The 14853-nt window shown below is 63.3% G+C and carries 12 protein-coding genes and 2 pseudogenes; 10 read left to right on the top strand and 4 right to left on the bottom strand.

Annotated elements, in window-relative coordinates; genetic code table 11:
• Positions 1–220: 220 nt before the first annotated feature.
• Positions 221–1606: an alpha,alpha-trehalose-phosphate synthase (UDP-forming) gene (gene otsA / locus BG57_RS16590; RefSeq protein WP_035966256.1), complete on the top strand. Its 1386-nt coding sequence runs from the start codon at positions 221–223 to the stop codon at positions 1604–1606.
• A gap of 220 nt (positions 1607–1826) precedes the next feature.
• Positions 1827–2894, top strand: a complete 1068-nt coding sequence (locus BG57_RS16585) for a glycosyltransferase family 4 protein (protein ID WP_035966255.1) — start codon at positions 1827–1829, stop codon at positions 2892–2894.
• A gap of 78 nt (positions 2895–2972) precedes the next feature.
• On the opposite strand, the gene BG57_RS16580 is transcribed toward BG57_RS16585, so the two are convergent.
• The 4 genes and pseudogenes from BG57_RS16580 to BG57_RS16570 form a co-directional block, all read right to left on the bottom strand.
• Positions 2973–3563 carry a BPSL1445 family SYLF domain-containing lipoprotein gene (locus BG57_RS16580; RefSeq protein ID WP_035966309.1) on the bottom strand — a complete coding sequence of 197 codons (591 nt, stop codon included), beginning with the start codon at positions 3561–3563 and terminating at the stop codon, positions 2973–2975.
• A gap of 319 nt (positions 3564–3882) precedes the next feature.
• A complete protein-coding gene (locus BG57_RS16575) occupies positions 3883–4365 on the bottom strand; it encodes a hypothetical protein (protein WP_035966252.1) in 483 nt (160 codons plus the stop codon).
• A gap of 209 nt (positions 4366–4574) precedes the next feature.
• Positions 4575–4667 (bottom strand): annotated as a pseudogene (locus tag BG57_RS33805) (PsiF family protein); the annotation flags it as partial.
• Positions 4668–4697: 30 nt separating this feature from the next.
• A pseudogene (locus BG57_RS16570) lies at positions 4698–5009 on the bottom strand (PsiF family protein); the annotation flags it as partial.
• A 237-nt stretch (positions 5010–5246) separates the two neighbouring features.
• On the opposite strand from BG57_RS16570, the gene BG57_RS16565 reads away from it, so the two are divergent.
• The 8 genes from BG57_RS16565 to BG57_RS16530 all read left to right on the top strand — a co-directional run bounded on the left by BG57_RS16565 (position 5247) and on the right by BG57_RS16530 (position 14804).
• A complete protein-coding gene (locus BG57_RS16565) occupies positions 5247–5528 on the top strand; it encodes a hypothetical protein (RefSeq protein ID WP_035966250.1) in 282 nt (93 codons plus the stop codon).
• 163 nt (positions 5529–5691) lie between these two features.
• Complete coding sequence (locus tag BG57_RS16560; protein WP_035966305.1) at positions 5692–6654, top strand: sugar ABC transporter substrate-binding protein; 963 nt, start codon at positions 5692–5694, stop codon at positions 6652–6654.
• A gap of 170 nt (positions 6655–6824) precedes the next feature.
• Entirely contained in the window at positions 6825–8438 is a 1614-nt protein-coding gene (locus tag BG57_RS16555; protein ID WP_035966248.1) for a sugar ABC transporter ATP-binding protein, read from the top strand.
• The gene (locus tag BG57_RS16550; protein WP_035966247.1) at positions 8439–9437 is read left to right on the top strand and encodes an ABC transporter permease; all 999 of its coding nucleotides are present in this window, start codon (positions 8439–8441) and stop codon (positions 9435–9437) included.
• A 174-nt stretch (positions 9438–9611) separates the two neighbouring features.
• The gene (locus BG57_RS16545) at positions 9612–10661 is read left to right on the top strand and encodes a LacI family DNA-binding transcriptional regulator (protein WP_035966246.1); all 1050 of its coding nucleotides are present in this window, start codon (positions 9612–9614) and stop codon (positions 10659–10661) included.
• Positions 10662–10688: 27 nt separating this feature from the next.
• Positions 10689–11633 (top strand): ribokinase, encoded by a 945-nt coding sequence (rbsK, locus tag BG57_RS16540; protein WP_035966245.1) that lies wholly within the window; start codon positions 10689–10691, stop codon positions 11631–11633.
• 168 nt (positions 11634–11801) lie between these two features.
• On the top strand, positions 11802–12563 hold the full coding sequence (locus BG57_RS16535) for a 2-keto-4-pentenoate hydratase (protein ID WP_035966244.1): 762 nt from the start codon (positions 11802–11804) through the stop codon (positions 12561–12563).
• 318 nt (positions 12564–12881) lie between these two features.
• Positions 12882–14804 (top strand): PrkA family serine protein kinase, encoded by a 1923-nt coding sequence (locus BG57_RS16530; RefSeq protein WP_035966243.1) that lies wholly within the window; start codon positions 12882–12884, stop codon positions 14802–14804.
• Positions 14805–14853 lie beyond the last annotated feature (49 nt).

The following is a 14853-nucleotide window of genomic DNA, read 5'->3' as shown; positions in this document are numbered from 1 at the left end:
ACTCACACGGCTCGCCGCCGGCCGTCGCGTTGTTTTTCGAAGCAAGCCCGCGTGCCGATGGCCCGACGGGGGCTGTCTCACGCCGCCCGCGCTTCTCTTTCCGTCGTTCAATGCGCTCGCCGCGCACCGCGTTGAAACCCGCACGCCGTTTGCTAGTCGAAAAGCTGGAAGCGGGCCGCTCGTGTCCCGCAGCAGACAATAAAACGCAAGAGGAATGCATATGAGCCGTCTCGTCGTCGTATCCAACCGGGTCGCCACGCCGACCGAAACCAAGGGCTCCGCGGGCGGGCTCGCCGTGGGCGTCTTCGGCGCGCTGAAGGACAGCGGCGGCGTCTGGTTCGGCTGGAGCGGAGACGTGGTGAGCGAGACCGTCGCGAATCAGGGGCCGTCGCTCGAGCAGGACGGCGCGGTCACGTTCGCCACCGTCGGCTTGCCGAAGAAGGACTACGACCAGTACTACCGCGGTTTCTCGAACGCGATGCTGTGGCCCGTGTTCCACTATCGCAACGATCTCGCCGTCTATGACCGCGACGAATATGCCGGCTACCGCCGCGTGAATTCGTGGCTCGCGCACAAGCTCATCAAGCTGCTGCAACCCGACGATGTCATCTGGGTCCACGACTATCACCTGATTCCGTTCGCCGAAGCGTTGCGCAGCGAGGGCATCACGAATCGGATTGGCTTCTTTCTTCACATTCCGTTTCCGTCGCCGCAAATTCTCTTGAACATTCCGCCGCATGAAGAACTCGTGCGGTCGCTGTGCTGCTACGACGTCGTCGGCTTCCAGACCGAAGGCGATCAGATCGCGTTCCACGATTACATCGTGCGCCACGCCCACGGCAAGGCAACGAGCGACGGGCAGGTCGAAGCGTTCGGCCGAAAGTTGAAGACGGGCGTGTATCGCATCGGCGTGTTCCCGGACGAAATCGCCGAGCAGGCCGAGCGCGGCGAGGCGCGTCAGGACGTGATGGACCTGAAACAGAGCCTCGAAGGCCGCAAGCTCATCATGAGCGTCGACCGGCTCGATTATTCGAAGGGACTCGTCGAACGCTTTCGCGCGTTCGAGCATTTTCTGGAGAAATCGCCGGAGTGGCGCGGCAACGTCACGCTCGTGCAGATCGCGCCGCCCACGCGCTCGGACGTCGAGACCTATCAGCAGATCCGGCAGAACCTCGAGTACGAAGCAGGGCGCATCAACGGGCGCTTTTCGGGCCTCGATTACACGCCGATCCGCTATCTGAATCAGCGATACGACCGCTGGAAGCTGATGTCGCTGTTTCGCGAGTCGCAAATCGGGCTGGTCACGCCGCTGCGCGACGGCATGAATCTCGTCGCGAAGGAGTATGTCGCCGCGCAGAATCCCGACGACCCCGGCGTGCTCGTGCTCTCGCAGTTCGCGGGCGCGGCGGGCGAGTTGTCCGGCGCGGTGATGGTGAACCCGCATGACGTCGTCGGCATGAGCGACGCCCTCGCGCGCTCGCTCGCGATGCCGCTTGCCGAGCGGCAGCAACGCTACGAGGCGAACATGGCCGCGCTGCGCAAGTACGACCTCGGCGTCTGGCGCGACAATTTTCTCGCCGATCTACGCGACGTCCGGCGCAAGTAACAGCCGCGCGAAACGAGTGTTTCCCGCCTGTAACAAGGTGTTGAAAGTGCAAGGAAGCGCTGTTTCGCCGCCGTTCGCCCGCGATAATGGCTTCTCGCGAATCGACGCCTAGGGCAACACCTCGTTAGCCCGCTTACACCCTGCTGTCATACTCGAAGCGCGTGGCAGAGAGGCCGCGCGTCGAGTTCGGGTGGACGTCGAAAATGCATGGAGACGAACGATGAGAATTGCCCAGATCGCCCCGCTGACCGAATCGGTGCCGCCGAAGCTCTATGGCGGCACGGAGCGTGTCGTGTCGTATCTGACTGAAGCGCTCGTCGAACTGGGGCACGAGGTCACGCTGTTTGCCACCGGCGATTCGCAGACCACCGCGAAGCTGGAATCGGTCTGGCCGCGAGCGCTGCGGCTCGACCCCGCGATTCGCGACCGCATCGCGCCGCATATGCTGCTGATGGAAATGGTGCGGCGCCGGGCCGAAGAGTTCGACGTCCTGCATTTCCACATGGACTATTACTCGTTCTCGCTCTTCAACCGGCAGGAGACGCCGTTCGTCACGACGATGCACGGCCGCCTCGATCTGCCGGAGCAGCAGCCCGTATTCGATACCTTCAACACCGCACCGGTCGTGTCCATTTCGGATGCGCAGCGGCATCCGTTGCCGCAGGCGAAATGGGTGTCGACGGTCTATCACGGGCTGCCGGAGAAGCTCTACGTGCCGCAGCCCGTCGAGCACAAGTATCTGGCGTTCCTCGGGCGCATTTCGCCGGAAAAGCGCGTCGATACGGCGATTCGCATCGCCGGGCGCTGCGGGCTGCCGATCAAGATCGCCGCCAAAGTCGATGCCGCCGATCACGAGTATTTCGAGCGTGAAATCGCGCCGCTTCTCGAATTGCCGTATGTCGAATACATCGGCGAAATCAACGATAGCCAGAAGGCCGAGTTTCTTTCGGGCGCACTCGCGCTGCTGTTTCCGATCGACTGGCCGGAGCCTTTCGGCCTCGCCATGATCGAAGCGATGGCCTGCGGCACGCCTGTCATCGCGTTCAATCGCGGGGCCGTGCCGGAAGTGGTGGACGAGGGCGTGTCGGGCTTTATCGTCGAAGACGAGATCGGCGCGGTCGCGGCCGTCAACCGGCTGCATACGCTGCCGCGCGAGGGTGTGCGAAGACGCTTCGAGGAACGCTTCACGTCGCACCGGATGGCGCGGCAGTATCTGGATGCGTATCGGGCCGTGGTGCGTGCGCAGAAACGCTCGCGGTTCAAGCTGATCGACAGCGCAACGACGTAAAAAAACCGCCGTGTGGCGCGACCCTCGCGTCGCGCCACACGGCGGTCATGCTTGCTGCCGTGAAGGATGAAACGCCCGTTACATCTTGAGGCGCGTGACCTTCGTGCCTTGCAGCGAGACATCGGCCATCAGACCCGCGTTGGTCAGCACGAACGCTTCGACCGGCGCGGTGGCGGTGGTCGTATCGACGGCGCCGTTCGCGCCCATCTTCACGAGCGCAACCGATGCATCGACGCCTGCAGCCCAGCCGTCCGAATTACGGAATTTGTCGAGCGCGTCCTGGGTCATGAACAGGAAGATGATCGCCTTCGACTGCGCGCCCGCCTGCAGGCCGAACGAGCCCGACGTCGTGCTGTAGTAGCCGACGGTGCTGCCGCCCACGCGCAGCGAACCCTTGCCGTACTGGGCGCCGACGATGAAGCCGGCCTGAATCACCGACGGGAAGACGAGAATGCCGCGCGACTTCGCGACCAGTTCGCGCGAGCCGGGAACCGTCGTGTAGAGACGCTGGATGGTGCCGTCGACGTCAGCGTCGATGGAACGGCGGTCATCGGCGGAACTGGCGGCTTTTTCAGCGCCCGTGTTCGAATTGGTCGTGCAACCGGCAAGCGCGAGGCCTCCCAGCGCCAACACGGCCGTCGACTTGAGCATGAAGTTTCGTCTTTGCATCATTGTTCTCCATCGTGGAATTAGGAAACCCCATAGAGCGGGAGGGTGAGGCACGCCAAGTTATAGCACAGCGACAACGAAACGCGAGACCCGGCCGATGAGCGCGAGTCACACGAACGGGACATCGGCGATGTCCATCCATTGCATGCTGCCAGCGGCAAAACGTCAAGTTTTCCGAACGTTATCTGAAAGCTCATCGATCGACTGGTCAGTTTGCCGCAGGCGTCGCATCCGCCATGCACTAATTGCGCCGCACCCTTTTGCGCGTGTTACAGGAACGCCGCCGTTGGCAGTAGCAACGACCGTACCCGGCGCAGACTCAGGGATGGCTCGTCGTTTTTACTTCCGTCGGATGAGTCGGTGCGACAGGGCGCGGCGCCTGCGCGGGCCGCCTGAGCGCACGGCGAATCGCGCCGATCGTCATGCCGAGGACGAGTAAGAACGCGGCAGGCGTTATCCAGTAGCCGACGAAGGCGTGCCAAAGATAATCGGCGAGCGTCGCCTTGCGATGCGCGTATTCGTCGAGCGCTTCCTGATGCTTCTGCGCATTGGCGAGCAGGATGTCGGCGGGGCAGCCGGCGGCGCGCGCCTCGTCCGGATCGCCGTGACAGCGGCCGGCGGCGCCCGTTGCGCGCTGTGCATCGGTCAACTCCCACGTGGCAAGCGACTTCTGAAGATCGACCTTGTTGTAGGCCATCTCCTCGCGCGCCTCGTTGACCGCAACGATCATCACGGGCACGGCCCAAAAGGTGATCGTCAGGAGCCACCGGCGGAACCAGCGGTTCTTGTGCTTCCATGCCATCCGTGCCTCCTTGCGAAGCGGGACGCTGCGCTAGACGAGCGGCGGCCGATGGCGTATTTCTTGTATTGTCGAAGGGCCGCCTTCGCGCCATCTTAGGAGAAAAAGACGGCGGCGCGAATCACTTGCGTGGTTGCAGTGCAATATCGGCCGGCAAGCAGAGAAAAGACGACAGGCCGCGCGAACAGCGCGGCCCGGATCGAGAGGGGTGCTTAGCCCTTGTTGCTCAGACAGCTTTTCATGAAGGCCTTGCGGTCGTCGCCGCTCTTGCCGGTCGCCTGCGTGTTGCACGCCGTCATGCGCTGCTGCTGAGTCATCGGTTCCGAAGCGGCCGCAGCCGGAGCGCTCGACAGGCAGCTCTTCATGAACGCCTTGCGATCGTCGCCTTTCTTGCCGGACGCCTGCGAATTGCACGCCGTCATGCGCTGCTGCTGCGTCATCGGCGCGGAAGCCTCGGCAGGCGCCGATGCCGATGCCGATGCAGACAAACAGCTCTTCATGAAGGCCTTGCGGTCATCGCCTTTCTTGTCGGCCGCCTGCTTGTTGCATTCGGACATCTTCGATTGCTGGCTGTTGGCAGCAAAAGCCGTGTTCGCGCCGAGTGTGAGACTCAACACGGCAATGAGCGCAGTAGCTCGCATGTTCATGGGGACGCTCCCTGAGTAAGTGACATCTTGTTAGGACAGCGAGTATCGATGACCCGCCCGCGCATTATGGCAAACCGGGTTCCTGCAAAGTGTGCGATAAGGTGACATTCGACGCCGCTGCAACATTACGCTTGCATCGTCCTTTCGCGAAGACGAGCGACCGGCGGTTTCCGTAAGGTCGAGTCATTGGTTCGGCGCATTGCGCGCCAATTCTTCCACGATAGAAGGAGCCGCCTCATGTCCACGCCGCTCGCCGATCACTACAAGGGCTTCGAAATCCGCGTACAGGCCATGCGCCGCGCGCACGAGCGCGGCGAGCCCGACGACGGTCCACGCCACTTCGACATCTTCGTGACCATTTCGCGCAGCGCGGCGGGCGAAAGCGGACGCGAGGCCATGTTCGGCGTGCCCGCTCAGGAACCGTTCGACAGCCCGATCGATGCCACGCGCGCCGGTATCGAATATGGACGCAAGATCGTCGACAACGAAGTCGAAGGCGAGTCCGTCGAGGGGCTTTGAGCGGCGTATCGCACGGCGCGTCTGGAGCACTTCCTACACGTTAGTCCCATTTGACCGCTCGCCAGGCAGCTACGAGAATCGACGGCGGGCAAACGTTGCAATCCGCAGTTCCGGCCACTTCGCCCGACCGAAAACACCAATGAAAGCACTGGAGGAGATCCGCATGGAATCAATCGTTCGCCGCCGCGTTCTGTCGGCTGCCGTCGCGCTGGCCGTGTGCGCCGCGTTGCCGTTTGCATCGTCGTCCGCGTTCGCGCAGGGCGCGGCCAAGCCGAAAGTCGCCCTCGTGATGAAGTCGCTCGCCAACGAGTTCTTCCTGACGATGGAAACCGGCGCGAAGGAATACCAGCAGAAGAACGCCGCCAAGTTCGATCTCATCACCAACGGCATCAAGGACGAAACGGATACCGCCGCGCAGATCCGCATCGTCGAGCAGATGATCGTCTCCAAGGTCGATGCGCTCGTCATCGCGCCGGCGGATTCGAAGGCGCTCGTGCCGGTCATCAAGAAGGCGGCGGATGCCGGGATCATCGTCGTGAATATCGACAACCGGCTCGATCAGGACGTGCTGAAGTCGAAGGATCTGAACGTGCCGTTCGTCGGACCGGACAATCGCAAAGGCGCGCGTCAGGTCGGCGACTATCTCGCGAAGCACCTCAAGAAGGGCGATGAAGTGGGGATCATCGAAGGCGTGTCGACCACGACGAACGCGCAGCAGCGCACCGCCGGCTTCAAGGACGCGATGGACGCGGGCGGCATGAAAGTGGTCGCGCTGCAATCGGGCGACTGGGAAATCGACAAGGGCAACGCGGTCGCCTCGCAGATTCTCAACGCGAATCCGAACGTCAAGGCGCTCCTGTGCGGAAACGACAACATGGCGATCGGCGCGGTGTCGGCGGTGCGCGCCGCGGGCAAGGCCGGCAAGGTGCAGGTGGTCGGCTACGACAACATCAACGCAATCAAGCCGATGCTGAAGGACGGCCGCGTGCTCGCCACCGCTGATCAATACGCCGCGAAACAGGCGGTGTTCGGCATCGACGTGGCGCTCAAGGCGATCGCGGGCCATCAGAAGCAATCAACATTGTCGACCGTGGTGGAAACTCCGGTCGATCTGGTCACGAAGTAAGTCGCAAGGCCGCGAGCGTGGGGGCGCGAACCGACCGTCCTCAAGTTAGCGGCCATCGTGCCGTTAAAACGCGCACGGGCGCGGACGAAAGACGCAGCCCGAAAGTTTGAAGAAAGCGAGTTTGAAGCAAGCGAGGATGCTGACCCAGCTTTGACCGACCCTACGCCAATATGAACGATGCGGACCCCTGCGTGCTGACGGTCGCGGGCATCGGCAAGACCTATGTCGAGCCGGTGCTGACCGACGTTTCGCTCGGGCTCAGGCCCGGCGAGGTGCTCGCGTTGACGGGCGAGAACGGCGCAGGCAAGAGCACGCTGTCGAAGGTCATCGGCGGTCTCGCCGATCCGACCACCGGCGCGATGACGCTCGCGGGCCACCCGTATGCGCCCCAGAGCCGCACCGACGCGGAAGCGCTCGGCGTGCGGATGGTCATGCAGGAACTGAATCTGCTGCCGACGCTTTCCGTCGCCGAAAACCTGTTCCTGAACCGGCTGCCGCAGAAAGGCCGCGTGAAGTTCGGCTGGATCGACCGCAAGCGTCTTGCCGACGACGCCCGTCACGCGATGGCGCAAGTCGGGCTGGATGCAATCGATCCGGACACGCTCGTCGGCGATCTCGGCATCGGTCATCAGCAGATGGTGGAGATCGCCCGCAATCTGATCGGCGATTGCCGCGTGCTGATTCTCGACGAGCCGACCGCGATGCTGACCGCCCGCGAAGTCGATCTGCTGTTCGAGCAGATCGCGCGGCTGAAAGCGCGCGGCGTGGCGCTCGTGTACATCTCGCATCGGCTGGAGGAATTGCGGCGCATCGCGGAGCGGGCAGCCGTCCTGCGCGACGGACGCCTCGTCCATATCGGCCCGATGGACGCGCTGTCGAGCGAACAGCTCGTGACGCTGATGGTCGGGCGTGAGCTTGGCGAGCGCATCGATCTTGGCGAGAAGCGCCTGGGCGATGTCGTCTTGAAAGTGGACGGCCTGACGCGCGGCCAGGCGGTGCGCGACGTTTCGTTCGATGTCCGCGCAGGCGAGATTTTCGGCGTAAGCGGGCTGATCGGCGCGGGCCGCACGGAACTGATGCGCCTGATTTACGGCGCGGATCGCGCGGACGCGGGCACGGTGTCGATCGCCCGCAACGGGCAAACGTTGCAGCCGGTGCACGTGCAGTCGCCGTCGGACGCGGTGAAGCACGGCATTGCGCTCATTACGGAGGACCGCAAGGGCGAGGGCCTGCTGCTCGCCCTGCCCATCGCCGCGAACGTTTCACTCGGCAATGTCGGCGCGGTGGCGCGTCATGGCGTGATCGACGCACGCCGCGAGGCAACGCTTGCGCAGCGGCAGATCGACGCGATGCGCGTGCGCACGTCCGGCCCGGCGCAGGCCGTGTCGGAACTGTCGGGCGGCAATCAGCAGAAAGTGGTGATCGGCCGCTGGCTTGCGCGCGAAGGCCGCGAAGCGTGCCGCGTGCTGCTGTTCGACGAACCGACGCGCGGCATCGATGTCGGTGCGAAATTCGACATCTACGGATTGATGGGCGCGCTCGCTCGCGAAGGCCGGGCGCTCGTGGTGGTATCGAGCGACCTGCGCGAGCTGATGCTGATTTGCGACCGCATCGGCGTGATGTCGGCGGGAAAGATGACGGGCATCTTCGAGCGCGACAGCTGGACGCAGGACGCGCTGCTCGCTGCGGCGTTCGCGGGCTATGCAAAGCGCGAGGCGATGCTGCACGAGCCGCTCGCGCCCGATGCGAAGCCGCCGGAACAAGACACTTTCGTGGAGCATTGAATGACGGGCCAGACCGACGCGAAGCTCTCAGCCGATGCACCGAAGACGGCGAAGGGCGCCGGCACGCGCCTTGGGTTCTCGAACTACATCGGACTGGCGGGCGCGCTGGCCGCGATGATCGCGCTGTTTTCAGTGCTGAGTTCGCACTTTCTGACGTACGACACGTTCAGCACGATCGCGAACCAGATACCGGATCTCGTCGTGATGTCGATCGGCATGACCTTCGTGCTGATCATCGCGGGCATCGACCTTTCGGTGGGGTCGGTGCTGGCGCTCGGTGCGTCGGTGGTGAGCGTCGCGGCGCTCAAGTGGCACTGGCCGGCGTTTCCGGCGGCGCTGATCGGCCTTGCCGCCGCCGCGCTGACGGGCACGGTCACGGGCCTGGTGACGGTCGCGTGGCGGATTCCGTCGTTCATCGTGTCGCTCGGCGTGCTGGAAGCGGCGCGCGGCCTCGCGTACCAGATGACGAATTCGCGCACCGCTTATATCGGCGACGCGTTCGACTTTCTCTCGAATCCGATCGCGTTCGGCATCTCGCCCGCGTTCCTGATCGCGGTCGCGGTGATGATCATTGCGCATTGGGTCTTGACTCGGACGATTTTCGGCCGATATCTGGTAGGGATAGGCACGAACGAGGAAGCGGTCCGGCTTGCGGGCGTGGACCCGCGGCCGTACAAGGTAATCGTTTTCTCGCTGATGGGCGCGCTTTCCGGGCTCGCGGCGCTGTTTCAGATCTCGCGCCTCGAAGCCGCCGATCCGAACGCGGGCGCGGGAGTGGAGCTTCAGGTGATCGCGGCGGTGGTGATCGGCGGAACGAGTCTGATGGGCGGGCGCGGCTCGGTCATCAGCACCTTTTTCGGCGTTCTGATCATCTCGGTGCTCGCGGCGGGGCTCGCGCAGATCGGCGCGAACGAGCCGACGAAGCGAATCATCACGGGCGCGGTGATCGTGGTGGCAGTGGTGCTGGACACGTATCGCAGCAGGCGCAAGCGCGCCTGAGGGCAGTATCGGCAGGACGTCGCGGTGCAGCGTGGCGACGAAAAAAGAGGAACCGGGCGTTTCCGTTTGCACGCGTGGAGCAACGGGGAGCGGCAATTGCGTACGGGAGGGCCGTGCGCACGGAACGTATCCGGTCGACAAGAGCAGTTGGACCAGAAAAGCGAAGGACGATGTATGGCGACGATCAAAGACGTGGCAGCCATTGCCGGGGTGTCGTTTACGACGGTGTCCCACGTAGTGAACAATTCGAGGCCGGTGTCCGCCGATGTGCGGGCGAAGGTCGAGCGGGCGATTCGCGAGCTGGACTACGTGCCGTCGGCGGTTGCGCGATCGCTCAAGGCGCGCTCGACGGCGACGATCGGCCTGCTCGTGCCGAACGCGACGAATCCGTACTTCGCGGAACTGGCGCGCGGCGTCGAGGACGGCTGCGCGAAGAACGGCTACTGCGTGTTCTTCTGCAACTCCGACGACGATCCCGCCAAGCAGCGCAACTATCTGCGCGTGTTGCAGGAAAAGCGCATCGACGGGCTGGTGATCGCATCGGCGGGCGAGGATGCGGTGCTTGCGCAATGCCTCGCGAACGCGCGCGAGCCGCTTTTGATCGTCGATAGAAACATCGAGGGCATCTCGGCCGATCTCGTGCAGATCGACCACGAGAAGGGCGCGTATTGTGCGACGAGGCATCTGCTGCAACTCGGCCATTCGGATATCGGCTGCATCACGGGTCCGGCGGGAACGGCGGTGAGCGCAATGCGCCTGCACGGCTTCATTCGCGCGATGGCCGAAAGCGGCGTCGGAATCGGTCCGGACGCGATCGTGCAGAGCGACTTTTCGGCGACGGGCGGCTACGCGGCGGCCTCGCAACTTTTCGATTCGATGAAGCCGACCGCGATCTTCGCGTGCAACGACATGATGGGCATCGGCGCGCTGCGTGCGGCGGCGGAACGCGGCATTCGCGTGCCGGAGGATTGCTCGATCATCGGTTTCGACGACGTCGAACTGTCGCGCTACACGTATCCCGCGCTGTCGACGGTCGGCCAGTCGGTGCGCTCGCTCGGCGAGATGGCTGCGCAGACGCTCATCGAGCGCATTACGGGTAAGCTGCCGGGTCCGACGCGCCGCCGCGTCGTGCCGCCGCGCCTCGTGCGCCGCGAATCGACGGCGGTGGCCCCGCAGACGTTCCGCGCCGCGCGTGGCCGGACCGTCGCGGTGAACGCCGAATAACCCTTCGATCGACAAACACTCAACACGATGACCGACAAAGCCAAGCCGAACCCGACCTCGCGCGGCCGCGTGACCGTGGTCGGCAGCCTCAACATGGATCTCGTCGCGCGCGCGCCGCGCCTGCCGCTGCCGGGCGAAACGCTCGCGGGGCACGCGTTCGCGCAGGTGCCGGGCGGCAAGGGCGGCAATCAGGCGGTCGCGGCGGCGCGCCTCGGTGCGCAGGTCGCGATGATTGGCTGCGTCGGCAACGACACGAACGGCGCGACGCTCAAGAGCAGCCTCGAAGCGGAAGGCATCGACTGCACGGCGCTGGCCACGAGCGAGCACGCGCCGACGGGCGTGGCGCTCATCATCGTCGATGACGCGAGCCAGAACGCGATCGTCATCGTCGCGGGCAGCAACGCCGAGGTGACGCCTGAGCGCATCGGCGCGCAGGAGGACATGCTGGCGCAGGCGGATGTCATCGTCTGCCAGCTCGAAACACCGGCCGAAACCGTGCGCGCGGCGCTCGCCGCAGGGCGAAGGCTCGGACGCACGACGATTCTCAACCCCGCGCCCGCCGCGAGCGCCTTGCCCGCCGACTGGTTTCCCCTCGTCGACTATCTGATTCCGAATGAACTCGAGGCCGGCACGCTGACCGGCGCTCCGATCTCCACGCCCGACGATGCGCGCCGCGCCGCGCACGCGCTGAAGGCCAAGGGGGCGCGCAACGTCATCGTGACGCTGGGCGGGCAGGGCGTGTATGCGCTGCTTCATGGCGATGATGATGGCCGGCACCTGCCCTCACCGAAGGTCGAGGCCGTGGACACCACCGCCGCCGGCGATACGTTCATCGGCGGATTCGCGGCGGAGCTTGCACGCGGCAGCGCCGTCGCCGATGCGATCGCGTTCGGCCAGCGCGCCGCCGCGCTCGCCGTGACGCGCGAAGGCGCGCAGCCGTCGATTCCGCATCGGAACGAAGTGTCGAAATAAGCGGCGCCTGCTTCGCGAAGGCGCGGACGCGCTGCAATCGTCCGTTCACGATTCGTTCAAGCGTCGTGCGTCGCGTGGCTACATGACGCCAGCAAGGGCAAACGCAAATCGATCCGGCAGCCCGTACACTGTTGCACTGTGTGTCATCGTTCACACGAGGATAGCAACATGACCGGATCGACACTCGCCGCAAAGCTCGTTGCAGCGCGGCGTCAGCATCAACTGATCGACTCGCTCGAAGAGCGCGATCTTCCCCCCGACGCGCACACCGCCTACGCCATTCAGCACGAAGTCCTGCGCGATACGAAAGCGCGCATCGGCGCCTGGAAGATCGGCGCGCGCGCACCCGATTCGCTTGCCACGGGCGCACCCATCGATGCGGAATGCGTATATGTGTCGCCCGCGCGCCTGCCTTGCAGCAGCTTCTTTCGCGTGCTGGTGGAACTCGAAATAGCGTTTCGCTTCGCCTATGCCTTGCCCCCGAAATCCGAGCCCTATACGCGCGCCGAAGTGTTCGCGGCAATCGGCGGCATGGCGGTCGCGCTCGAAGTGGTCGATAGCCGTTTCGCGCAATGGCCGAATCTCGACCCGCTTGCACAGCTTGCGGATGCGCAGAACAACGGCGCGCTCATCACGAGCGGCATGGAGCCTTACGACGTCGTCGCACCGGGCTTCGATTTTCTCGCGCCGCGGCTCGAACTCACTCTCGATGGCGTGGGGATTGCTCCGGCTACGCTAGGCAATCCTGCGGGCGATCCTCGCGAATTGCTGCCCTGGCTCGTCAACCATTGTTCCCGCATGGGTTTGACCGTCGAGCCCTTCTGGACCATCACCACCGGATCCTATACGGGCGCGTATCGCGTGGAGGGGCCGTCGATGGTGCATGGCGCGATCGATCGCATCGGCGAACTCGAACTCGTGCTCACGTGACCGATGCCATCTGTGCGCAACAGGAAGCGCATCGAGCGATGCGTTCGCCCCACGCCACCACTTTGGCGGAACGAGGCTGTTGGAACACAACGAAAGCGCGATGCAGCGAACACGACAATGCCGACATCGGGACTGAGGATTGTAGGTGAACGAAAATAACTCACCAAGCTAGTGATTGTTCGAAGGAGCTTCGAAGCAAATCATATTAGCTAGTGCGTGAAAAAAAATTCGAAAGGGTTTAGGATGAATTCAAGCGATGTCGTTTCGATAACGCGCGTCGGGACGACCAAGGCTTTCTGACTTCGGCGAGGAGGTAGCATGGATATCTACAGCAGTTTCGCGACCCGCTTCGAAAAAACGCGCGAGGAAGAGTTCTCGCTGGAAGAGTATCTCGCGCTCTGCAAGGAAGATCCTGCCACATACGCAACAGCCGGCGAACGCATGCTGACGGCCATCGGTGAACCCGAAATGGTCGACACGCGTCTCGATCCGCGGCTGTCGCGCGTGTTTGCAAACAAGGTCATCAAGGTGTATCCGGCGTTCCGCGAATTCTACGGAATGGAAGAGGTGATCGAGAACGTGGTGTCGTATTTCCGGCACGCTGCGCAGGGTCTCGAAGAGAAGAAGCAGATCCTGTATCTGCTGGGTCCGGTGGGCGGCGGCAAGTCGTCGATCGCCGAACGTCTGAAGCAACTCATGGAGCGCGTGCCGTTCTATTCGCTGAAGGGCTCGCCCGTCAACGAATCGCCGCTCGGCCTTTTCGATTACGACGAAGACGGCCCCGTGCTCGAAGAGCAATACGGCATTCCGCGCCGCTACCTCAAAAGCATTCTTTCGCCGTGGGCGGTCAAGCGCCTGCATGAATACAACGGCGATATCCGCAAGTTCCGCGTCGTGCGCCGCTATCCGTCGATCCTGCGGCAAATCGGTATCGCCAAGACGGAGCCGGGCGACGAGAACAACCAGGACATCTCCTCGCTCGTCGGCAAGGTGGATATCCGCAAGCTCGAAACGTATTCGCAGGACGACGCCGATGCGTACAGCTACTCCGGCGGCCTGTGCCTGGCCAATCAGGGCTTGCTCGAATTCGTCGAAATGTTCAAGGCGCCGATCAAGGTGCTGCATCCGTTGCTGACCGCGACGCAGGAAGGCAATTTCAAGGGCACGGAAGGCTTCGGCGCGATCCCGTTCGACGGCGTGATTCTCGCGCACTCGAACGAGTCGGAATGGAAGGCGTTCCGCAACAACAAGAACAACGAGGCACTCCTCGACCGGATCTTCGTGGTCAAGGTGCCGTATTGCCTGCGCTACGGTGAAGAGGTCAAGATCTACGAGAAGCTCTTGCGCAACTCGTCGCTGGCGGATGCGGTATGCGCGCCCGGCACGCTCAAGATGATGGCGCAGATGGCGGTCCTCACGCGCCTGCACGAACCGGAGAATTCGAGTCTCTTCTCGAAGATGCAGGTCTATGACGGCGAGAACCTGAAAGACACGGACCCGAAGGCGAAGTCGTATCAGGAGTATCGCGATTTCGCCGGTGTCGATGAAGGCATGACGGGTGTCTCCACACGCTTCGCCTTCAAGATCCTCTCGCGCGTCTTCAACTTCGATTCGACCGAAGTCGCGGCCAATCCCGTGCATCTGATGTACGTACTGGAACAGCAGATCGAACGGGAGCAGTTCCCGCCGGAAACGGAGCAGAAGTACCTGTCCTTCATCAAGGACGTGCTGGCTTCGCGGTATGCGGAATTCATCGGCAAGGAGATTCAAACCGCGTATCTGGAGTCGTATTCCGAGTATGGACAAAACATCTTCGATCGCTACGTGACGTATGCGGACTTCTGGATTCAGGATCAGGAGTTCCGCGACCACGACACCGGCGAGAGCTTCGACCGTGCCGCGCTCAATGCGGAACTGGAGAAGATCGAGAAGCCCGCGGGCATCAGCAACCCGAAGGACTTCCGCAACGAGATCGTGAACTTCGTGTTGCGTGCGCGTGCGGCCAACGGGGGCAAGAATCCCGCGTGGATCAGCTACGAAAAGCTGCGCGTCGTGATCGAGAAGAAGATGTTCTCCAACACGGAAGAACTCCTGCCGGTCATCTCGTTCAATGCGAAGGGATCGGCGGAAGAGCAGAGAAAGCACGAGGACTTCGTCAATCGCATGGTCGCGAAGGGTTACACCCCGAAGCAGGTCCGCCTGCTGTGCGACTGGTATCTGCGGGTGCGCAAGTCGTCTTGAGGTGGTAGAGAAGGACACGTTGTCGTGACTCAGGCTCGCGCCGCCCGGC

The sequence above is a fragment of the Caballeronia grimmiae genome, assembly GCF_000698555.1.
Taxonomy (GTDB): domain Bacteria; phylum Pseudomonadota; class Gammaproteobacteria; order Burkholderiales; family Burkholderiaceae; genus Caballeronia; species Caballeronia grimmiae.
Note: the sequence above shows the minus strand (reverse complement) of the source record. Positions and strands in the feature narration are given on the sequence as shown.